The sequence below is a fragment of the Paraglaciecola sp. MB-3u-78 genome, from assembly GCF_002835935.1.
Taxonomy (GTDB): Bacteria; Pseudomonadota; Gammaproteobacteria; order Enterobacterales; family Alteromonadaceae; genus Paraglaciecola.
Map to the genome: position 1 here is coordinate 18,512 of NZ_PJCF01000004.1, position 22,765 is coordinate 41,276.

General features: G+C 41.2%; 21 protein-coding genes. 11 read left to right on the forward strand and 10 right to left on the reverse strand.

Features of this window, described 5'->3' with window-relative positions:
* Positions 1–56: 56 nt before the first annotated feature.
* The 3 genes from aroC to CXF95_RS06825 all read left to right on the forward strand — a co-directional run bounded on the left by aroC (position 57) and on the right by CXF95_RS06825 (position 3,013).
* Positions 57–1,163: a chorismate synthase gene (gene aroC / locus CXF95_RS06815; protein ID WP_101198001.1), complete on the forward strand. Its 1,107-nt coding sequence runs from the start codon at positions 57–59 to the stop codon at positions 1,161–1,163.
* A gap of 83 nt (positions 1,164–1,246) precedes the next feature.
* On the forward strand, positions 1,247–2,410 hold the full coding sequence (locus tag CXF95_RS06820; RefSeq protein WP_157828096.1) for an MFS transporter: 1,164 nt from the start codon (positions 1,247–1,249) through the stop codon (positions 2,408–2,410).
* Positions 2,411–2,806: 396 nt separating this feature from the next.
* On the forward strand, positions 2,807–3,013 hold the full coding sequence (locus CXF95_RS06825; RefSeq protein ID WP_007617424.1) for a cold-shock protein: 207 nt from the start codon (positions 2,807–2,809) through the stop codon (positions 3,011–3,013).
* Positions 3,014–3,293: 280 nt separating this feature from the next.
* On the opposite strand, the gene ansA is transcribed toward CXF95_RS06825, so the two are convergent.
* Positions 3,294–4,301 (reverse strand): asparaginase, encoded by a 1,008-nt coding sequence (ansA, locus tag CXF95_RS06830; protein WP_101198002.1) that lies wholly within the window; start codon positions 4,299–4,301, stop codon positions 3,294–3,296.
* Positions 4,302–4,447: 146 nt separating this feature from the next.
* Between ansA and CXF95_RS06835 the strand changes: the two genes are divergently transcribed.
* From CXF95_RS06835 to CXF95_RS06845, 3 genes are all read left to right on the forward strand, one after another.
* Complete coding sequence (locus CXF95_RS06835) at positions 4,448–5,779, forward strand: M24 family metallopeptidase (protein ID WP_101198725.1); 1,332 nt, start codon at positions 4,448–4,450, stop codon at positions 5,777–5,779.
* An 8-nt stretch (positions 5,780–5,787) separates the two neighbouring features.
* Complete coding sequence (locus tag CXF95_RS06840; RefSeq protein ID WP_101198003.1) at positions 5,788–7,611, forward strand: DUF885 family protein; 1,824 nt, start codon at positions 5,788–5,790, stop codon at positions 7,609–7,611.
* Positions 7,612–7,994: 383 nt separating this feature from the next.
* The gene (locus CXF95_RS06845) at positions 7,995–11,303 is read left to right on the forward strand and encodes a PAS domain S-box protein (RefSeq protein ID WP_101198004.1); all 3,309 of its coding nucleotides are present in this window, start codon (positions 7,995–7,997) and stop codon (positions 11,301–11,303) included.
* Positions 11,304–11,903: 600 nt separating this feature from the next.
* Here CXF95_RS06845 and CXF95_RS30450 read toward each other — a convergent pair.
* Together CXF95_RS30450 and CXF95_RS06860 are read right to left on the reverse strand one after the other, a co-directional pair.
* The gene (locus CXF95_RS30450) at positions 11,904–12,272 is read right to left on the reverse strand and encodes a hypothetical protein (protein WP_232787695.1); all 369 of its coding nucleotides are present in this window, start codon (positions 12,270–12,272) and stop codon (positions 11,904–11,906) included.
* A 154-nt stretch (positions 12,273–12,426) separates the two neighbouring features.
* On the reverse strand, positions 12,427–13,158 hold the full coding sequence (locus tag CXF95_RS06860; RefSeq protein ID WP_101198006.1) for a dienelactone hydrolase family protein: 732 nt from the start codon (positions 13,156–13,158) through the stop codon (positions 12,427–12,429).
* A 131-nt stretch (positions 13,159–13,289) separates the two neighbouring features.
* On the opposite strand from CXF95_RS06860, the gene CXF95_RS06865 reads away from it, so the two are divergent.
* From CXF95_RS06865 to CXF95_RS06885, 5 genes are all read left to right on the forward strand, one after another.
* Positions 13,290–13,748 (forward strand): hypothetical protein, encoded by a 459-nt coding sequence (locus CXF95_RS06865; protein ID WP_157828097.1) that lies wholly within the window; start codon positions 13,290–13,292, stop codon positions 13,746–13,748.
* An 86-nt stretch (positions 13,749–13,834) separates the two neighbouring features.
* Entirely contained in the window at positions 13,835–14,101 is a 267-nt protein-coding gene (locus tag CXF95_RS06870) for a hypothetical protein (protein WP_101198008.1), read from the forward strand.
* 100 nt (positions 14,102–14,201) lie between these two features.
* Positions 14,202–14,483 (forward strand): pyrimidine/purine nucleoside phosphorylase, encoded by a 282-nt coding sequence (locus CXF95_RS06875; protein ID WP_101198009.1) that lies wholly within the window; start codon positions 14,202–14,204, stop codon positions 14,481–14,483.
* Positions 14,484–14,505: 22 nt separating this feature from the next.
* On the forward strand, positions 14,506–14,853 hold the full coding sequence (locus tag CXF95_RS06880; RefSeq protein WP_101198010.1) for a Fis family transcriptional regulator: 348 nt from the start codon (positions 14,506–14,508) through the stop codon (positions 14,851–14,853).
* A 358-nt stretch (positions 14,854–15,211) separates the two neighbouring features.
* The gene (locus CXF95_RS06885; protein WP_101198011.1) at positions 15,212–15,667 is read left to right on the forward strand and encodes a hypothetical protein; all 456 of its coding nucleotides are present in this window, start codon (positions 15,212–15,214) and stop codon (positions 15,665–15,667) included.
* Between the two features lie 105 nt (positions 15,668–15,772).
* Here CXF95_RS06885 and CXF95_RS06890 read toward each other — a convergent pair whose 3' ends face one another.
* Genes CXF95_RS06890 through CXF95_RS06920 form a run of 7 tightly spaced genes read right to left on the reverse strand, consistent with a single transcriptional unit; the run spans position 15,773 to position 22,765 of the window.
* Positions 15,773–16,135, reverse strand: a complete 363-nt coding sequence (locus CXF95_RS06890; RefSeq protein ID WP_101198012.1) for a hypothetical protein — start codon at positions 16,133–16,135, stop codon at positions 15,773–15,775.
* Entirely contained in the window at positions 16,135–16,350 is a 216-nt protein-coding gene (locus CXF95_RS06895) for a DUF3820 family protein (protein WP_198556519.1), read from the reverse strand. The genes CXF95_RS06890 and CXF95_RS06895 overlap by 1 nt, the downstream gene beginning before the upstream one ends.
* Entirely contained in the window at positions 16,343–18,145 is a 1,803-nt protein-coding gene (locus tag CXF95_RS06900; RefSeq protein WP_101198013.1) for an ABC transporter ATP-binding protein/permease, read from the reverse strand. Before CXF95_RS06900 ends, CXF95_RS06895 begins: the two co-directional genes overlap by 8 nt.
* 48 nt (positions 18,146–18,193) lie before the next feature.
* Positions 18,194–19,282 (reverse strand): sensor domain-containing diguanylate cyclase, encoded by a 1,089-nt coding sequence (locus CXF95_RS06905; RefSeq protein ID WP_101198014.1) that lies wholly within the window; start codon positions 19,280–19,282, stop codon positions 18,194–18,196.
* Between the two features lie 9 nt (positions 19,283–19,291).
* Positions 19,292–19,894, reverse strand: a complete 603-nt coding sequence (locus tag CXF95_RS06910) for a membrane integrity-associated transporter subunit PqiC (RefSeq protein WP_101198015.1) — start codon at positions 19,892–19,894, stop codon at positions 19,292–19,294.
* A 1-nt stretch (position 19,895) separates the two neighbouring features.
* Positions 19,896–21,581, reverse strand: a complete 1,686-nt coding sequence (gene pqiB / locus CXF95_RS06915; RefSeq protein ID WP_101198016.1) for an intermembrane transport protein PqiB — start codon at positions 21,579–21,581, stop codon at positions 19,896–19,898.
* Entirely contained in the window at positions 21,578–22,765 is a 1,188-nt protein-coding gene (locus CXF95_RS06920; protein ID WP_101198017.1) for a paraquat-inducible protein A, read from the reverse strand. The genes pqiB and CXF95_RS06920 overlap by 4 nt, the downstream gene beginning before the upstream one ends.

Sequence of the window (22,765 nt, forward strand, 5' to 3'; positions counted from 1 at the left end):
TTAAGCATAAGTTTCCACTACAAATTAAATAATTAAGACAATAGGACTTTAAGATTATGGCAGGTAACACCTTCGGTAAACTATTCACCGTCACCACCTTTGGCGAAAGCCATGGCATTGCTATTGGTGGCATTATCGATGGCTGTCCTCCTGGATTAGAGTTATCTGAAGAAGATTTACAGGGTGACTTGGACAGACGTAAACCTGGCACGTCCCGCTACACCACTGCCCGACGGGAAGAAGATGAAGTGAAAATTTTGTCTGGGGTGTTTGAAGGTAAAACCACAGGTACCAGTATTGGTCTACTCATTAACAACACCGATCAGCGCAGTAACGATTATTCAAAAATAAAAGATACCTTTAGACCTGGGCATGCAGATTATACCTATCAGCAAAAATATGGGCTCCGTGATTATCGTGGAGGCGGCCGTTCGTCTGCGCGGGAAACGGCAATACGTGTTGCTGCTGGTGGTGTCGCCAAAAAATATCTTAAACAACGACATGGCGTTGAAATCCATGGTTTTCTGTCGCAGTTAGGGCCGATTAAAGTTGACACTATTGATTATAAATTCATTAACACCAATCCATTCTTTTGCCCTGATGAGACCAAGATAGAAGCCCTTGAAGCTTATATGCGTGATCTTAAAAAGCAAGGCGATTCCATTGGTGCGAAAGTATCAGTGGTGGCTACTAATATGCCTGTTGGTTTGGGCGAGCCTATTTTTGACAGATTAGATGCCGACTTAGCCCACGCCATGATGGGCATTAACGCTGTTAAAGGCGTAGAAGTGGGTGATGGTTTTGCTACCGTCGAGCAAAAAGGTAGTGAACATCGGGATGCCTTGACCCCAGCAGGATTTGCTTCAAATCGTTCTGGTGGTGTGTTGGGTGGCATATCAACAGGTCAAGATTTAGTGGTGCATATGGCACTCAAACCGACTTCAAGTATCAGTGTGCCCGGCGAAACTATAGACGTACATGGCAAAACTGCTGAAGTGATCACTAAAGGCAGACACGATCCTTGTGTGGGGATCAGAGCAGTGCCTATTGCTGAAGCTATGATGGCTTTAGTTGTGATGGATCATTTGCTTAGGCATCGCGGTCAAAATGCTGATGTTAAAAGCGCTACCCCGATTATTGCTGCGCAAGTCCCGCCTCGCTAGGTCATGCCTATTGCCTAGAAAGACTTGAGGGTCTTTCTAGGCTTGATTTGATGTTTTTCTATTACTCAATTTAAGTTTTCTCATTGTCTAAATCTGCATTTTCCACCTCTAACTTAATTTTACTCGCGATAACCTATCTGTTTTATTTCGGACAGTTTGGGGTGCTGATGCCATACCTCGGTGTTTTTCTTGATGGAAGAGGGTTTTCATCAAGTGAAATCGGCGAGCTGTTTGCACTGATCACTGTTGCCCGAATAGCTGGGCCTAATTTGTGGGCGGTGCTTGCTGATAAATCGGGTAGGGCGCTCAAAGTATTACAATTAGGCGCATTGTTAACTTTTGGTACGTTTTGTTTAGTATTGTTCGTTGATGGCTTTTGGGCGCTGACTCTTAGCCTTGCACTGATGATGATGTTTTGGACCGCTATATTGCCGCAAATTGAGGGGTTAACTCTAAATTGTGTCCGAGGTAACGCCAGTCGTTATGGGCGAATAAGGTTATGGGGTAGTATCGGATATATTTTGCTGACTATCTTTACCGGCAAAATGATCGATGTATTTTCTAGCGATGCACCTATTTACGTGGGGGCGCTAGTGTTGTTCAGCTTGTTTGCTGTGACTTTATTACTTAAAGAGCCAACACTTGAAAAAAGCACTGACCAGCATCAATCATCGATTTGGCATAAAATTAACACACCTGTATTTTATGCGTTTTTAGTTTCAGCTGCTTTGTTACAGCTGAGTTTTGGTGCCTATTATGGCTTTTTTGCATTATACGTTCTTGATTTAGGCTACAGCGGACAAACAACCGGGTGGCTTGTTGCATTAGGGGTGTTGGCAGAAGTTGTCATTTTTTTGCAAGCAGGAAAGTTGATTACAGCGTGTGGCGTAAAGTGGATTTTAGTGATCAGTATTTTACTCACCGCACTGCGTTGGTATTTGTTAGCTGTGTCTGCAAACTATCCTGCAATATTGGTGTTAAGCCAAGTATTACATGCATTTAGTTTTGGCATGACACATGCTGCGTCTATGCATTTTATTCATCACTATTTTGGTAACAAGTTTCAAAGTCAGGGGCAGGCAATATATATCAGTGTTGGTTTTGGTGTAGGTGGTGCGATAGGGGCTTACGGAGCTGGTTATTTTTGGCAACAAGGTCAGGGCGCTGAATTAACATTTACCTTAGCTGCTGTTGCTGCTGTTCTTTCCTCCCTGAGTCTGGTATTTGTTTCGTCAAAGCGTATGTAATTTACAAGGTTTTGGAGTTGGTAACTGTTTTATATTGAAGTCTGATTAAATTGTTGCCAACAATTTTTGGGCAAGATATAGGCAGGTTGATTGTTATACAAACAGTTATTCGAGTCTAATGACTCTCAGTAACGACCCTATATTTATGTCATATTTGTGACTAACTACTTGAAACAAATAGCCTTGTTCGACCAGTTTTATCGATAATAGTTGTTGACCTGCGATATGTTAGAGATATACTACTTAAGCTTGAAAGTAAGTTTGATATTTATGTACATTGTTTCGACGTTCCATAGCAGTACCCGGTCTCGTAGCTCATAAGTAATTGCAACACTCTTCAGCACAACTAACGTCTCTTAGGAGACACAATTACTCTTGAAAAATATAGGAAAGACTATGTCTGCAACTACTGGTACAGTAAAATGGTTTAACGAATCTAAAGGTTTCGGTTTCATTCAACAAGAAAACGGCCCTGATGTTTTTGCTCACTTCCGTGCTATCACAGGTACTGGCTTTAAAACTTTGGCCGAAGGTCAAAAAGTTGAGTTCACTGTAACTCAAGGCCAAAAAGGCCCTCAAGCTGAGAACATCGTAGTACTTTAATTATCGAATAATTAGAATTCTATAAGAAAAAGCAAACCTCAGGGTTTGCTTTTTTTATGCCTGAAGAAATAGCAGTTGCGAGCTACTAGCTTCGCGCTAAAAACGAAAAAAGCGAATTTGAACCACAGGGAAAAGGTGAGCACAGAGGAAAGACATCGTAATAATATGCTTTTCTTTTTCTCTGTGGAGCGAAGCGCTCTATGTCCTCTGTGGTAAAATTTTTTAATCATTTATTGTTAGCTGTTAGCTGTTAGCTTTTCTTTTATTAGCCATTGCTTTGTTATTCAGTTAACTCACCGCGTAAGTTGGCAATCAATTGTCGTTTGATATGGCTTGGTGGCATGTCTTTACTGAGTAAATAATGTAACTTGGCCAATGCGGCTTCTGGGGTCATGTCTTGGCCTGAGACAACCCCAACTTCTCGTAATACATGGCCGTTAGCATAACCGTTCATATTGACTTTGCCACGCACACATTGGGTGCAGTTTAAGACAATGATGCCTTGTTGATCTGCAATGGATAATTGTTGCAGCAAGCTTGCGTTTTGTGGTGCGTTACCTACCCCAAAGCTAAGCAAAATTAAGGCTTTAACTGGTTGCTGCAAGGTATTTTTAATTACATCAGTACTTATGCCTGGGTACAAGGTCACTACACCAATAGGCTGGGATTCAATTTGACTAACATGTAGGTTTTTAGTGGTGTCTATACCCAATAATTTTTTGTTAACCTCAATGTTAATCCCCGCTTTGAGTAATGGTGGAAAATTTGGTGAATCAAAAGCATTAAAGCCATCGGCATCAAGTTTGCGGCTACGATTGCCTCTAAAAAGCTGATTATTGAAAAATAAGGTGACTTCAGCGATAGGATAGTTAGCTGCAATGTACAACGCATTTAGTAGGTTTACCTGTCCGTCAGAGCGCAACTGGGCAAGGGGGATTTGCGAGCCCGTGACGATAACAGGTTTCCCCAATTCTTCTAGCATAAAAGACAACGCTGAGGCAGTGTAAGCCATAGTGTCTGTGCCATGTAGAATAATAAAACCGTCGTATTGTTGGTAATTTTGCTGGATATCATTGGCGATTTTTTGCCAATCAGAGGGACTCATATCGGAAGAGTCAATTAGGTTGTCGTATTCTTGGATGGTAAAATTGGGCATTTCGCTGCGATGAAACTCAGGCATCTTAGCTAAGGTTTCAGATAAAAAACCTGCGGCGGGAATAAAACCTTGAGAAGAGGGGCGCATTCCAATGGTGCCGCCTGTGTAAGCCACATAGATGTGTTTTTTCATAAAGTATGCTTTTTATTATTTTGAACCACTGTAACCCTTGCTCTCGAAATTAACCAATAATTCCATTAAGTTATAGGTTGAGAGATTAATTTACAAATATGATTAATATAAGCGAAGTGCTCATAATGGAAAATAAGAAAAGTGCGATGAAAAATAAGATAGTTGGATTGTTGTTATTCGTCTTTTGTACAAGTAGTTTGGCTGCTCCCAATGTATTGCCAATGCGCGAGCGAGCGCAGCTTATCAATCAGATTTTAGACGATAGGTTACAACACTTATTACCAGGCCTGATGCGCCGCGAAGGCATAGATATGTGGGTGCTGATATCACGTGAATATAATGAAGATCCAATTCTTAAAACCATGCTTCCTGCTAACTGGCTATCAGCTCGAAGGCGCACAATCTTAGTGCTTTTTGACCCTGGCGAAGGTAAACCAATCGAACGCTTAGCTGTTGCAAGGTATGCAGTAGACAGTTTATTTAGAAAATCTTGGGATAAAGAAAAACAACCCAATCAATGGGATAGTCTTGTCAAATTGATTATGCAAAAACAACCCAAGAAAGTGGCTATTAACAAATCTCAGCATTTTGCATTAGCAGATGGGATCACGGCTACAGAATACGAGGAATTTAGCCAAGCATTAGCTAAACAAAGTGGGGCTCAGCTGATGTCGTCGGAAAAACTGGCGATCGCTTGGCTTGAAACACGTAGTGAGATGGAAATGCAGGTTTATCCTAATTTGATTGAGTTAGGTCATCAGGTGATAGCTGAAGCATTTTCAAATCAAGTGGTTAAGCCGAGTGTTACCACTACCGACGATATAGTGTGGTGGCTAAGAGAGAAAGTCTTAGATTTAAGGTTACAAACTTGGTTTCATCCCACTGTTTCATTGCAGCGCTCAAGTAATCAAAAGTTTGATCATTTAAAGGCATTTAGTGAAGGACCGGAAGCACAAATCATCATGCCCGGTGATTTATTACATATGGATTTTGGTTTAAGTTATTTGCGCCTGCATTCAGACCAACAGCAACACGCTTATGTGCTTAAACCCAATGAAACAGATGCTCCTGATTATCTGAAAAAAGCCTTAGCAAAAGCCAATCGCTTGCAGGATATTTTTACCGCACACTTCAAGTTAGGCCGCACAGGTAATGAAGTGTTAAAACTCTCACGGCAACAAGCTATCAAAGAAGGGATCAAACCTTCTATTTACACCCATCCAATTGGTTATCATGGACATGCTGCAGGCACTACTTTAGGCATGTGGGATTCCCAAGGTGGTGTGCCAGTGCAAGGGGATTATCCCTTACATTTCAACACCGCATATTCTATAGAACTCAACGCCGCGACTTTTATTCCTGAGTGGAAAAAAGAAATCCGTATAATGCTTGAAGAAGAAGCTTACTTCGACCAATCTGGGGTTAATTACCTAGATGGTCGTCAGACCCAATTTCATCTAATAAAATCAGAACAATGAGACACATAATGAATAGAAAACACCTCGCCCTCGCCGTTGCTTTTTCGTTGGGGTTAGTCGCCTGCAATCAATCGAACACAGTACAAACGCAAAAAGTGGACAATGGAAGTGTGATAACAAGTTTATCTGAATCTGAAAAGGCCAATGTGCTGTTTCAAGCCTATTTTGATGAAAGTATGCAGATGAACCCTATATCGGCTACTTATGTGGGGATAAACACATACAATGACCGCTTTAGCCCTCCCATTAATCAACAAAACCTTGCTCAGTCTTTGGCTTTTGAAGAAAAGTATTTAGCTGAGATAAAAGGCATAGATGCATCCGCTTTGAGCGGACAAGACTTACTCAGTTATGAAATATTTTTGCGGGACAGAGAAATTGCCATCAAAGGTGCGCAATTTCCGGCACATCTTATGCCTATTCATCAAATGGGCGGCGCGCATAGTTATTTTGCCTCCCTAGGTTCAGGTAAAAGTGCTCAGCCATTTAATACAGCAGACGATTACCGTCACTTTATGAGCAGAGCACAAGGTTTTGCGACTTATATGGATAGTGCGATTGCGGCCATGAAGAAGGGGATAGAAAAGTCCATTGTGTTACCTAAACCCTTGATTAAAAAAGTGCTACCGCAATTACAGGTGCATATGCTGGAAGATGTGACGAAAAGTGTCTTTTATGCACCGTTAAAAACTCTTAAAGAAAATGAAAATATAGCAGATGTCGATAAAAAACAAATTACAAAAGACTACATTGATATCATAAAAAGCACCATTATTCCGGCCTATGGCCGCGTGCATCAATTTATGCAACAGAGCTACTTACCAGAGGGCCGTGATACTGTTGGTTTAAATGACTTACCTAATGGCAAAGCATGGTATGAGTATCGAATCGAAACCAATACGACCTTGCCCTTAACGGCTGATGAAATTCATACTTTTGGACAACAAGAAGTGGCACGTATTCTAGCTGAAATGACCAAGGTTAAAGACACCGTTGGGTTTGCAGGTGACTTACCGGCCTTTTTTGAATTTTTGCGCACCGATGAACAATTTTTCTTTGATTCAGAGCAAGCTTTAATTGATGGCTATACCCAAGTAAAAGAAAAAATAGATAGTCGTGTACCCCTGTTGTTTGAAGTCTTTCCCAAAGCAGACTATGAAGTCAGAGCCGTTGAAGCGTTTCGAGCCGCATCATCGGCAGGCGCCAGTTATCAGAGCCCCGCACCAGATGGTTCTAGGCCAGGCATATTTTATATCAATGCCTATAACTTAAAAGCTCAGCCTAAATATTTGATGGAAACCCTCAGTGTTCACGAAGCTGCACCCGGCCATCATTTCCAAATTGCGATTCAACAAGAAGTCGAAAGCTTGCCAGATTTCCGTAAATTTGGTGGATATACAGTGTTTGCCGAAGGGTGGGCGTTGTACGCAGAAAGTTTGGGTAAAGAAATGGGCTTATTTACCGACCCTTACATGTGGTATGGCCGTTTATCAGATGAACAGCTACGGGCCATGCGTTTAGTGGTGGATACGGGGTTACATGCTTTTGGCTGGACACGACAACAAGCGATTGATTTTATGATAGACAATTCGTCTCTTGCGCCCTCAGATATAGAGGCTGAAGTAGAACGTTATATCGCCATAGGCGGACAAGCAGTGAGTTACAAAGTGGGGCAACGACATATCCGTATGCTTAGAAATAAGGCACAAGAAGCCTTAGGTAAACAATTTGATGTGAAAAAATTCCACACTCAGATACTGATAGATGGTGCTTTGCCTATGCCAATTTTAGAGGCAAAAATTGATAGATGGATTGCGCAGCAAAAAATCTAAAATGAGGGTAGGGAGCTAAACTTGGATATTTGGCTTCTTAGTATTCAAAAAGGTCTTCGATAGACTCAAATAAGCGAATTTGGGACAGTCAGCACTTTCAAGTCATAGTGCACTGCTGAGTTTTTCACTGAACGTTTACTAAATGCAACTTGGCGTTCGTTTCTTTATTATGCTATCGCTTTAAACTCTACTGAGTTTTAAGTGCGAATTTTCAGTGATTTCGTGTTTAATTTGTGTTCATTTTGTGTTGAATTTATGGTTATTTTATGGTTATTTATGGTATTATTAGCGGTGGATGATTCATTAGCTGCCTACAATAAAAACTACAGGGAATTCCCTTAAATTTGTTTAGCTCAAAATGTTCAAAGGATGTGTATCTAAAAATGTCAATTATAAAGTATCCCAAAAAGCTAAACCCGCTGCTAAAAGAGGCTGAGGCCAGCACAAACCAATTGCCGTTCAAGTCAGTAGTATTGTCCGCCAAAGATGAACTTCTGCACGAACTCCAAGTACACCAAATTACATTGGAGATGCAGAACGAAGAGCTACAACGTACTCATGCTGAATTAGAAAATGCCAAACAACGTTATGCAGATTTGTATGAATTTTCCCCCGTTAGTTATCTTACAGTAAGCCACGAAGGGGTAATCACCACAGCGAATCTTTCTAGTGCAGAGTTGCTGTGTGAACCTCGGAAGAAATTGCTTGGTCGTACCTTCTCCCACTATATCAGCTGCGAAGACCGCGACCACTTGCATCTACGTATTATGCTTGCGTTTAAAACAGGTGAATCATTGCATTGCGAACTTAAAATGCAGAGTGCAGACAATTCGACTTCCCATGTTTTTTTAGAATCTAAAAGCAATGAGGTTGATGACAAGCCGAGCTTACTCATTACGCTGACTGACGTCACTGAGCGTAAACGAGCAGAAGAAGCGACCCAAACCGCCTCGCAATATTCTCGTAGCCTGATTGAAGCTAGCTTAGATCCATTGATCACCATCAGTGCCGAAGGTAAGATTACTGACGTAAACACCGCGACTGAAAAGGTAACGGGGGCAGAGCGTGCCAGCCTCATTGGCAGTGACTTTGCTGACTACTTCACCGATCCTGAAGAAGCCCGTAACGGATACGAGCAAGTATTCTCGCAAGGCTATGTCACAGACTATCCGCTAGCAATACGTCATGTATCAGGCAAGGTCACCGACGTACTCTATAACGCCAGTGTATACAAAGACCTCAAAGGCAATGTGCTGGGAGTTTTTGCCTCGGCACGGGATGTCACTGAGCGTAAACGAGCAGAAGAAGCGACCCAAACCGCCTCGCAATATTCTCGTAGCCTGATTGAAGCCAGCTTAGACCCATTGGTCACCATCAGTGCCGAAGGTAAGATTACTGACGTGAACACCGCGACTGAGAAGGTGACGGGTACACACCGTACCAGCCTTATTGGCAGTGACTTTGCTAACTACTTCACCGACCCTGAAGAAGCCCGTAACGGTTACGAGCAAGTATTCTCAGAAGGCTATGTCACAGACTATTCGCTAGCGATACGTCATGTATCAGGCAAGGTCACCGACGTACTCTATAACGCCAGTGTATACAAAGACCTCAAAGGCAATGTGCTGGGAGTTTTTGCCTCGGCACGGGATGTCACTGAGCGTAAACGAGCAGAAGAAGCGACGCAAACCGCCTCGCAATATTCTCGTAGCCTGATTGAAGCTAGCTTAGATCCATTGGTCACCATCAGTGCCGAAGGTAAGATTACTGACGTGAACATCGCGACTGAGAAGGTGACGGGTGCAGAGCGTACCAGCCTTATTGGTAGTGACTTTGCTAACTACTTCACCGATCCTGAAGAAGCCCGTAACGGTTACGAGCAAGTATTTTCGCAAGGCTATGTCACAGACTATCCGCTAGCGATACGTCATGTATCAGGCAAGGTCACCGACGTAATCTATAACGCCAGTGTGTACTACAATGCAAATGGTGAGGTTGCAGGTGTTTTTGCCGCGGCACGCGATGCAGAACAGGCCTTAACTGCCACCATTTTCGAGTCTCAAGAAGGCATGTTTATCACTGATGCCAATGCCGTGATCCGACGCGTTAATAAAGCTTTCACCAAGATTACTAGCTACACATCTGAAGATGCTATAGGCCAAAATTATGAGCTGCTTAGGTCAAATTTTCATGATAAAGCTTTCTACACCAAGAAGTGGGAGATTATCAATAACACCGGCATGTGGGCAGGTGAAACTATGGCTAAGCGTAAGAATGGTGAAATCTATCCACAGCATCTAAGCGTCACGGCTGTGAAGGATATTAAGGGCATTGTCACTAATTATGTGGCCACGTTGACCGATATTACCGAGAGCAAAGCCGCCTCGGATGAAATCAAGACTCTGGCGTTCTATGACATATTGACACACCTACCTAATCGTCGCTTGTTGATGGATAGACTTAAACAAGCCTTGGCTGCTAGAAGAAGAAGCGGCGCTGTACTGTTTTTAGATCTTGACCAATTTAAATCTCTCAATGACACCTTGGGACATGATATGGGTGATGTTCTGCTACAACAGGTGGCAAGTCGTCTCAGCAACTGCTTACGAAAAGGTGATACCGTAGCACGTTTAGGTGGCGATGAATTTGTCGTTTTACTAGAAGATTTAAGTGAACTGTCCATTGAAGCGGAAGCGCAAACTAAAAGGATCGCTGAAAAATTATTGAACGAACTGAACTTACCTTATCAACTGGGTACGTATGAGCATCGCAGCACCGCGAGTATAGGGGCCACGATATTTAGTGATCATGAGAAAGGGTTAGATACCATCATCAAGCAAGCCGATATTGCTATGTACCAAGCAAAAGCGGAAGGACGTAATACCATACGTTTCTACGACCCAAAAATGCAAGAGATCATCTCCAATCGCGTTAATATGGAACGTGATTTACGCCAAGCTATAGAGCAACAACAGTTTCAGCTGAATTACCAAATACAGGTAGATAGCTCGGGTCATCCATTGGGAGCAGAAGCCTTAATCCGATGGAAGCATCCTGAAGGCAATATGATTCCACCTATACAATTCATTCCGTTAGCAGAAGAAACAGGGCTTATTTTACCCATTGGACAATGGGTGTTAGAGACGGCTTGCGCCCAACTCGCCGTCTGGCAGAAAAATGCATATAGAAAACACTTTATACTGTCGGTTAACGTTAGCGCCAAACAGCTCCATCAAGCAAACTTTGTAACACAATTACAGGAAGCGATACAGCATAACGGAATTGACCCAACAAAACTCAAGCTAGAACTGACGGAGAGTATGTTGGTCAAGGATATTGATTCCATTATTAATAAGATGAATACACTAAGCAAGATAGGTGTTCGGTTCTCATTAGATGACTTTGGTACCGGCTACTCATCACTGCAATATCTAAAAAAACTACCTTTATCTCAATTGAAAATAGATCAGTCATTTGTGCGCGACATTGTTGTCGACGAAAGCGACCTAGCCATCGTAAGTACGATTATCGCCATGGCGCATAGTTTGAATTTGGAGGTGATTGCTGAAGGGGTTGAGACCGAGGAGCAAAAACAACTACTTATAGACAATGATTGTTTGCACTTTCAAGGCTATTTGTTCGGTAGGCCGGTGCCGATTGATGCATTTGAGGCTTTGCTTAGTTTACGTTGATTGGTATCTATGGTCGGATAAAAGGGCACCCACTTATTCAACTATACGTAACTTAAGATATAGAACCATCCCAATTTTCAAAGAAAATGGGGCAAAAAAGGGTCGGGTTGCTTGCTTCACAATATTCTTGTTCAATCCCTCAACTTGTTTTCTTAACTGGCTTTCTTTGCGGGTGAACTTACCGCTATGAGTAATAGATGGGGCCGTAGCAAAATTAATTTATTGAACAGAGGAGCATTTATCAAAATAGTGGATTTCAGCCACTCAACTAAGCAGCCACTTTCGCCCTCATTTAATTTTAATAGAGCAGGTTCCCAAACGGTGGTAAACGACATCGTTAAAACCCGTTTATTCGAGTCACCGCTACGGCTCCTTATGGCACAGGCGTTGTAAAAACTATTAGAAGTAATAACTTGATGAAATAATTCTCCACCGGTCCTCAAGAATTCGACTTTTCACACAGCCTAGGCACAAAGCACTCAGCCAGTTCTTCAGGTGCTGCTAGTCTATTGACTAAAAACCTCAGGGTACAACTTTTTAGCGGGGACGTTTTTGAATTCATCCATCAAGTGAGTAAAAAGCTTGTCCTCTATCACGGCATCAAGTGAGGCAAGTACCTCTTCTATAATGTTCGCTCAAGTCACCCTTTAATACGCCAGCTTGTAGCATAATCTGGTATTGCATAAAACTGGCAAAATCTTCTGATAACCAACGGTATTCTGGGCCTAAATAGGGCAGGGCCATATGCGCAAGCTCATGATAAAGGGTCCAGTCGTCAATAAATTTGGTTAGACCAAAACGCGTGTCTACATGAAAATGTACACTGCCTTTTCCACCTCTCCTTGTATAAGCCCAAGGTACAGGTTGATTGGATTTTTTTTGGTAGAGGTGCAATGACAGTGGTGTTGGGTAAATACCTAATGTGGCACGAGTCGCATTCACCCCCAGAGTTAGCCAGCTTTGTAGCATCTTGTTTTGCTCTTCATTAAAAGCTGATAACCCATGTACTTTAAATTGATCTTCTGTCAGCCAGAATTCGACACGAGTGAACCACTAAAAATATATAGATGCTTAGTTTGAGCCATTTTAATGTGTGTGATCCCGTCATTATGAGTTTATGAACCTAAGGTATGGTGAAAAAATCAATCGCCATCTTATACATTTGTATGGCTAATGCTGCGTCATATCTGTCACCTTCATCACGCATAAAGGCATGCTGGGCGTTCACTTCGTGCCAGCTGAAGTCACATTTATTTTGGCTGAGGGTTTGGTGGATCAGAGTACGCCCTTTTGCTGAAACATGAGGGTCTTGCTTACCAAATACCAACACCATAGGGCAGCGAATATCGATACTTCTGGTTAAAGTGTCATTGCCTAGTGTGCAAGGCAATGTATTGGAATGGATATCGGTGGGGTACAAACAAAAAGCCGCCGTTACTTGTTGATTTAATGCCGCCCTAAAAGCCAAGTGTCCACCAATACACACCCCCATCACGCTCACCTTATCTGTGCAGTAAGTCTGCTGTTGGATAAAAGTAACCATCGCTTGGGTATCAGAGTCATGATGCTCTAGGGGTTTTGTGAGTTTATCTGCGTTGCCTTTGTCTTTCCCTGCATCGTCATAAGCCAAAACATTTCCCTGTGGGTTCAGTTCGTGGAAAATTTCAGGTACTAACACCACAAAACCATGACTTGCCAATATTTGCGCACTGCGAGTGATAGGGCTGGTTTGTTGAAATATCTCTGAGTAAAAGATAATAGTCGGATATTTCCCTTCCTTTGAAGGGCGAAATACCGATGTACGCATTAGGCCCGTTTCAGTTTGAATATCGTTAATGTGATACTGAATAATCATGTTTATCCTTAATAAGTCCGGCAAATTCAGGTCAGTCATTATAAAGACCTGATTGAGGTAAATTTTATTGCTTGTATTTTTTAAATCTGCCTACACTTCATTGTTATGAAAGTCGTATATATCAGTCATTTATGAATCGTGGGTTAGGAATATTTCTGACCTTGTTTTTTGCGGCCTGTTTTTTGGCGTTACAGTTGCACTCAGTCGGTGAGACTCAGTCTGAGTATAATGATAAACGAATCCTTCATATTGAAGCAGTCAGTGCAAGCCTAATAGATAAGAGTATTGATAATAGATTTATCTATATTCAACATCGCTCATCAAAACAAACTTATTTATCTCAACAAAAAACAAAACTTAAACAGCAACGCCAATACCTTTCAGGAATAGAGCGACAAGTAGAACATGCATTTCAAGTGTTTATGCTCGAATGTTTCGCTGCTATTTGCCTAAATTACCAAGAAAAGTTATTCACATCATTTAAATACCTACAGAAACTTGAACTCTCTTTTGAATTTAATCCTATTTTAATCTCCAATCTTATGCAGGTTCACAACGATGAATCTGACGCGTCAATCTCTCTTAGTTAAACGTTATTAATCGGCAAATATTTTTTGCCTAATGTTAGATTATTTTGGTTCGCTGCATATCGGCTAGCCATTTATTGAGAGATATGATGGATATTTTAATTGTTTTATGGCATTTGATGAAGCCTTGGTTGTGTTTTATTGTCTTTATTTACTTATGTATAAAAATGACGGGTTGGGCAAAAAACAGGAAAGCGGGAGCTATTGCTTTTGGCCTGTTTTTTCAAATGATCTTGCCTGATCCTAGTGCGAAAATCACTATAGATGCAGTGGTAGAGCGTAAACAAGAGGCTAAAAAGCAACAGGAAGGAGACAGGGAACCAAAAGACGAAAATGATACTCAGGACTTATCCTAGTTCTTTTGCTTCTAAATTAGCTGTTGTTGGTGGCTTATTACTGTTCAAAAAACTGCTAAATTAGTCACCAAGTTAATATATATTTTAAATGAGAAATAGCATGTTTGATGTAAATGAATATTTTGATGGAAAAGTGAAGTCTATTGCTTTTGATACCGACACGTTACCCGCAACTATGGGAGTCATGGCTATTGGTGAGTATGAGTTCGCCACGAGTCAGTTTGAAACTATGACGGTAGTCAGTGGCGCTATGACTGTGCAATTGCCTGGCAGCGAACAATGGCAGACCTTTGGACCGAATGAACAGTTTACGATAGAAGCAGATCAACGTTTTAAGGTGCAAGTGAAAAGCAACACCGCTTATTTATGCATCTACGGCTAATCGTTTAGGTAGACCAGAACACATGAACAAAACCGTCAAAAAATTAGATAATAATGTGGTAAAGGCACTGACGATTGTTTGCGAGAATGCGAAACAAGACATAGTTGGTTTTGAGTGGTTAACCCACTCAGCCAATTATGCCAACTTTCCAGGGAGTTTAGTGATCACTTGTGTATTAGATCAGTCTGACTCACTAAATTCAATGCTCGTTAGCGAGCAAGATAAGGCGCTACGTAAGCAAATTCAACAGCAATTATTCAACGCTGGGGTTTTGCTAAAAGATGCGCGGCGCCATGTGTTTTTTGATACGGAACAGGCCTGTCGGTTGGAACATAATGGGGATTGGAAACGCAGGTTAGCTGTGAACTAGAGCCAATCACTCATTTTGGTGAAATTAACTAAACCATTTTTGGGATTGATGTCGCACATAGCTTACACCTGATTATTTCTCACCCCATAAGCACAAATGCACCTAGCGCCCAATCAATGCAATTCAGAGTATGCAAGCAATCTACTATTTAACGTAGGACGATGCAGCTCAATAACTTGATAGCGTCCCGTCTCTTGAAGACAATCTCGGCATAACTAACATTTTTTTGAGAGTACCTAATGTACTATTTTAAGGGATAATGCGGTTCAAAAATAAGAGACCCAGAGGGAGACAATCAAATTACAATACAAGGGTGAAATGACCTGTAGTGGGTTTTTATTTCCCATGAAAAACCAGATTGACTGACCGTGGGAATTTCATCGTATATGCCTTTTTTCCAGACATTACTATTTCAGGTAATTTAGGAATAAAATACAATTTTGAACAGAATTGCTCGAACTCTTTAGCGTGTTATGCGGCAGCAAGTGCCTGGCAAAATTTATTTGGCTCAGTTGCTGGCACTCCAGTTAATGGTGAGGATAAATCTTATCAGACCCGCTCATTTGGCCTGTATGCGGATGAGAATGGTTTGCTTCGTGCAGGTGGCTCATATTTAAATCGAAGTGGTAGCGCAAACATTTATGGGAGCGAATTTAACAGCGATTATTCTAGTGGCATAAGTGCTGCTGAAAAGCTTTATTATGGTACTTTCCTCATTAAATCGGATTTAAAAACCATGGCAAGTCTTGTGAATGTTGCTGTTGTCGACGCCCCGCATATTCATTATTATTGCTTGTATTTGGTGTTTTTTTAGTAAAAAGAAAAGTAAATTAATAACTCGTTCTCTTACTACTCATTCCGTAAGCAATGAAACAGTGCTTGGGATGGTTTAGCCTTTTTCTGAAAGAAATATCCTAAATTATTGAGTAAATTTTGTTTCCAATACTGCTTCTCTTTCTCTCTCCGTTAATATGCCAATCAGCACTGTTTGTCGACGGTATTTTGTGGTTTGTGGGCCGTTGTCTAAAAGACTTGCCATAAATAGTTCTGGTTGGTGAATATGCTCCATCAAACTCGACCAAAACAAATAAGCACCATGACGCATTTTACCGCATTCGTAACGGGCTTCTATTGTATCCAGCACTTGCGGGATATAGTGCTGGTTAGCGATAAGTTTTTCGGCCATAGCTTTATGTAAACACAGAATTTGTTTATCAATATTACTTTGCTGGGCGGTTTTTGGCCGGTCTCTCACAGGCTTCCGTGTGTGCTGGTAACCCATTAATCGTCTCTTAACAGCGGCGCCAGCATGGGCTCTAAACCATTAACCTTAACCTCATGCATCAATGCGAGTTGCTGGCCTAATTTTCCCTCAGGAAAACCTTTGTTATTGAACCAAACTAAGTAAGGTTCAGGTAAGTGCAATAATTTTATACCCGCGTATTTTCCAAAAGGCATGGTTTGATTAATTGCGTCCAAGAGCGCTTGTTTATCCATTGTCTGACTCGTGATGTTGATTTTGTTGAGTTTGCCAAAGCTGATTATAAGCGCCGTTTAAGTCTAGTAGCTGACGATGACTACCTTGCTCTAATATCCGCCCATTGCCCATCACCACAATTTTATCAGCATCGACAATAGTGGATAAGCGGTGTGCAATCACGAGACTCGTGTGGCCTTGTGATATTTCTTTTAGTGCAGTCAAAATTGCTTGTTCCGATTGACTGTCTAGAGAGGATGTTGCCTCGTCGAAAACCATAATAGGCGGACGCTTTAATATGGTTCTAGCAATGGCGACACGTTGTTTTTCGCCACCGGAGAGCTTAAGACCTCGCTCACCGACAGACGTTTGCTCACCATTTGGAAGTGAGGTGATAAAGGCGCGAAGATGGGCTAAGTCAATGGCTTGTTGTACTTCAGCATCAGACGCATCTGGCCGTCCGTAACGAATATTCTCAAAGATAGTATCATTGAATAACACCGTATCTTGGGGAACAATACCTATGGCCTTGCGCAATGAGTGTTGATTGACCTTACTGATATCTTGCCCGTCAATACTGATGCTGCCGTTTGCAGAATCGTAAAATCTAAATAACAATTTAACTAAAGTTGACTTGCCCGAACCACTTTCACCCACCACTGCGACTTTTTGCCCAGGTAGGATGTCAAAACTAATATCGTGCAAAATAGTGCGGTCGGGGCGATAACTAAATTGCACTTGGTAAAAGCTTATTTTTCCTTGGCTAATTTCTAAGTCTTTGGCACTTTCATCTATCGGCACATTAGGCTGTTTATCTAATAGGTTAAATAGATTTTCTATATTAGCTAACGAACCCCGTATTTCTCGGTAAACAAAGCCCAAAAAATTTAATGGCATAAAAATCTGCATGGTGAAGGCATTGATCAATACAAAGTCACCGATGGTCATTTTTCCCTGTGCAACGTTATAGGCGGCCAATGCCATCATACTGGTCATTGCAATCGCGATAATCGACGCTTGACCACCGTTTAATGCAAACAACGACAAGCGGTTTTTACGTCGTGCGTTTTCCCAGTTGGTTAAGTCAACATCATATCTGTTTGCTTCGTAATTTTCGTTATTGAAATACTTAACCGTTTCGTAGTTCAGTAAGCTGTCAATGGCTCTTGAGCTAGTGCTGGAATCTGCTTGATTAACTTCCCGTACATACTTAGTGCGCCAGTCCGTTGCTCTGACTGAAAAACCTATATAAACGACCACCGAAACCAAAATTATCAGTGCAAAACTTACCCCATAGTTGTAGAACAATACGCCAACAACAACGGCTATTTCAAATAACGTTGGTACAATATTGAAAACTAAAAAGCGCATTAAAAAACTGATACCGCTGGTGCCGCGCTCGATGTCTCTAGATAGTCCACCTGTTTGCCTGTTGAGGTGAAAATCTAAATCTAGATTATGTAAGTGACGAAACACTTGTAAACCTAAACGGCGCATAGCTCGCTCGGTTACTCGTCCGAAAAGGGTGTCTCTTATCTCGCCAAACAATACATTAGCTAAACGTAGCATCCCATAGGCTGCTACTAAGCCAAAAGGCACCAGTATTATAGCGTCGGGCGCGCGTTCTGCATTCAGTTCATCAACGGTATACTTGAGGATAAACGGCAGATAAATACTAGCGGTTTTGGCGGCAATTAAACAAAGCAGAGCAAGTCCTACTCTCAGTTTAAATTCAGTTAAATAAGGCCATAACTGAGAAAATATACGCCAGTTAATTGGGGTGTCGTCATTAATTGGATGTCGATTAGATCGCATGAGTTGAGTGTTTTACCTTAGGTATTCATTTCGTTTTTTGTCTAGGATTTAGCTAATAATGCAGCGATTTCGCCCTTGTTCCTTGGCTTTATAAAGGTTGGTATCTGCTTTTGTGATTGCTTGGTTAATCGTATCAGTTGCAGCAATTTGATGTAATCCAATACTAATCGAAATACTGAAGATTTTATCGTCTTGTGTATAGGGTTTTTTTTCAATTTGGCTTCTGAGTTTTTCTGCCAATTGCATCCCCTGGTTGCCATTGGTTTCAGGTAACAAAAATAAGTATTCTTCGCCGCCCCATCTTGCCAGCGAGTCTTGTTTACGCAGTCCAGATTTAAAAATAGTGCCCAAGCTTTTGATTATTTCATCGCCTTTATCATGACCATATTGGTCGTTGACGGCTTTGAAATGATCGATATCACACATCATCACAGTTAAATCATTGTTGTAGCGTTGGCTTCGTTCAAATTCATTTTGTAACTTCTCTCGCATTCCGCGGCGGTTCAATAGCCCTGACAAAGGATCTTCCATGGCCTGCCTTTCGAACTTTTGACTCATCTCTTGGATCCGATTAAATGAGTTTTGTCTAACATACTCGTAAAACGCAAATAAGCATGAAACGGTTAAAAACGAATAGATCAATCTAGACTTAAATTCAAAGGTGTAAGACGTGGCAAGCCATTCATCATTCGGATAAAACATCAAAACACTAATAATCAAAACAAATAAGCCAATATTTCGAGTGCCTTTGCGCATCCCCCCAAAAAATAACGCTACTGGCGGCACGATATAAATCCACAACGGACCTGTACCATTCACTCCTCCGGTGAACACTAGGTAAATCATCAACAACATAAGTGAGATCGTCAATAAATTTGCTGAGAATTTGTAAGGGTTGGCAAAACGCTTGGAGCGAAGAATTAGATGTGAACTAAAAAACAGCAGACTGGCAATCAGCAATACAATACCAATCAATCTATCTTGCCTAATAAATGCACTAACACCCATCAGGAAAGTGATACTGTAACCTATAAAACCAAACAAATTGGCAACAAAAATATGTTGATTTGCCTCTGTATCACTTGATTGCACTACGCCAGTATTTAAATAATTTTTAATCAGCCTTTTAAAATCCATAAACTACATCTAATTATTCGGCAAAGCCGCAATATCCTTTTCTATTTGTTTGGCTAGATTGTTAATCAACATTCTCAGTTTTTCAACTGCATGGGCATAGCCATCTTTCTGTAAATCTGATTTAAAAAAGAAGGCATGACTTGATGTAGCACGCTCTTCGTTTTTAGCCGTCTTAGGATCCTCTATAGATAACCAATATCGTCCAGAACTGACAACACTTGAATTGTCTGTGGCATGGAAATGCTCTAATTCGACCTTAATGCTAGCTGAGGCAAATACCGCGTTGGGTGAATTATATACCACGTATTCTCGCTGGCCTGTTGTATTGAGATCATTAAGTAGCGCTTTATAAAATGAAGATTGCAGTTTTTCAGCCCACACATCTTGGTGTGAGTAATATAATTGATACTTGTCTACCTGCATGACCAAGCCAGACTGATTTAAATATTCGGCGACATCCACCATTTGCAATATAACTATGGGTTTTACTTGATTACTGGTGTTTGAAATCTTGTTTTCTGGCGTATGTAATAAATAATATTTCACCATCAATGGTTTTGATGTACAGCTCGCCAATAAAGCCAAAGTTAATAAAATAAAGACTATTTTCATGTTAATTTCCCTGTTCTTTATTACTTAATGTTTTGCCTTTGGGTATTAACCTTGAGCCGCTTCCATCATTAAAAATCAAACTATTAGGTGTATTGTTTAATTGCAATAATAATGGTTGGAATTGTTGCAGGGTGCTCTGTAGTGTTTGCATAGTTTTATTGAGTTCGTCGCTGGTTTCTGAATCGGCTGAATAATCTTTGGTCAATCTTGACAGGTTTTGTAAAGTGTCAACTAAGGTCGCACTGAGGTTTTCTTCTCTCATGGAGCTGATTAAGCCATCTGCTGTATTTGCCGTTGACTGCAACGATTGTGCTGCTTGAGCTATTTGTAAAAGCATATTGTTGGTATTTTCTGAAATGACATTCAGTTTCATCTCGTTAATACTGTCTAATATGGCAGTGACTTTTGCGGTAATTTCTGAGAATTCACCTGTCATAGTAGGAATAACCTCATAGCCGTGTATATGTTGAGATGCAAAAGGGGGGGCATCTGGGTAATGTTGTAAATCCACGAACAAGGCACCGGTTAATAGGTTACCGGTTTTTAACGTCGCTCTTAACCCCTTTTCAATCCAAAGACTGGTTTGTTTGCGAATAAATGTTAAGCCTATATTATTGTCTGGTTGTTGCACGCGACCCGGTTGAATACTAATGACCACAGGTATGTCATAACCTTGCTCCAGCAAGCCATCTTGATTGTTTTCTAACGAATTGATTGATATTACCTTTCCAATAACTAAGCCTCGATACTCAACAGGGGCACCAACTTGTAATCCTCTTACGGTATCTTTAACCCAAATGACATATTTAACACTTAGCTTATAACGCTCTCCAGACGCCGAGCTATGCGTCGGATGAATATCAAAAAAACTACGATCTTTGACTTCTTCGCCTTTGGGCATCCCTTCAGGGATCCCGAATGTGACTCCGTTTGTTAGCAGGGTTTCTAAACTACCAGTACTGACTTTTACACCGCTGGCGCCCAATTCCATTTGTACACCACTGATGTCCCAAAACTTAGTGTTGGTGGTAATTAGGGTGTGGTAAGGCGCTTCGATAAAAGTGTTGTAATACACAACCCTCTCCTCAAAGTTGAAAAAAATATCTTCAAACTCACCCACTTTAATGCCTTTATAAACCACAGGGTCGCCTTTTTTGTAGGCAAATTCACTTTCACTGTTTAGGGTGACATGTAATCCTGGCGTGCCCTTTGGGGTAACAGGTGGAGCCTCAAGAGCTACAAATGTTTCACTTTTTTGTTTTTCGACCCCAGGGACCATATTAATATGAGGACCAGACAAGATTGTGCCTAAACCTGATACACCGCTTAGTGACACATTAGGAGATACAATCCAAAACTGATTGTCAGAATGCAGTATTGCGGCAACATTTTTACCCATTCTAACCGTCACTAACACACCACTTAAATCATCAGTAAGCTCTATGTTTTTGACTAGGCCTATATCCACATCCCGGGTTTTTATTTTGGTTTTTCCGGCTTCTAGTCCAGTTGCCGTTTTAAACTGAATCGTAATAAGCGGACCTTGGTTGCTCCATTGGTAATACACCATCCATATACCAATGAATAAGGCAACAATAGGCACGAGCCAAATTTTTGATACAGTTCTGACCGGTTTAATTAAGGCTTCTTGAGGCAGGGTGGGTTGTTGCTGCAGATCTTGACTCATAATGGTTTTTCTCCGCCTGTTAGTTTTTCTGTATCAACCCATATAAGTCTTGAGTCAAACGACATAGCTGCAAGCATGGTGCAAATTACTACGCCACAAAAAGCCAATGCTGCATGGCCAGGTAATACATTTATGATGTTGCCTAATTGGATTAAGCTTACCAATACCGCCACCACAAACACATCTATCATCGACCAGCGGCCGACAAATTCGGTGATACGGTACCAAAATATTCTTTCATTGTTGGCATGCTGTTGTTTGCTTTGAACTGAATAATTTAACCAGCACAAAATGACTATTTTCGCTACCGGAATAAACACGCTAGCAATAAAAATAACCATAGCAATGGGGTATGAGTCCATCTCCCAAAGTAATATTACGCCTCCTAGGATTGTACTCGGATCGTCGCTACCCAGAACACTGGTATGCATTATGGGTAAAATGTTTGCTGGGATAAATAACAATACTGAGGTGAACAACAAGGCCCAAGTTGTTTGAATGCTGCGTGATGGATTGATGGGCGCCTGTTCTTCTTTTATTTCGATTTTAAGCAACAATTTTAGCTGATATTTGTCCACATATAGCAGGGTAATAGTCATGAAAATGGTAAAAAGCAGATATGCGTAAAATGATAAACCTAATTCAATGTCTGCGATTGAGAGGATTTTAATTAAACTCACTAACACCCCAATCAAAAATATTTCAGCCATGGTCCAAGGGAGCAAGTTAAATAACGTTTTTATGACCCAGTCAGCCTTTGTTGGGCGCATACCTAAGCTTAACGGCACTAACAAATATAATAAGCTAATCAAAACAAATGCGGGAAGGATCAGGATTGCCAGTGCTTGAACTAATGCAAGGAGCCCATAGTCCTTTTCAACTAACACCCATAAGCTCCCAAGAATATCAATTGACTCATATTGCCCACTGGTACTGAACGATAGAAATTCAAATGGCAGGGATGCGAGCAAAAATATAAGTGAGGTGATCGCCAAAGCAATAATACGTTGCGATGCATGCTGGTGATAGACTGTGAGCTGCAAACCACATCGAGGACACACTGCCGCCTGCTTATGAGTCAATGCAGGCAACTTAACTAAGTAGTGGCACTCATGACACAGCATAGTGTGTTGCTTAGATATTGTGGTCCTAGTTTCGATTGTGTCGATTGTTTCACTTGGCAT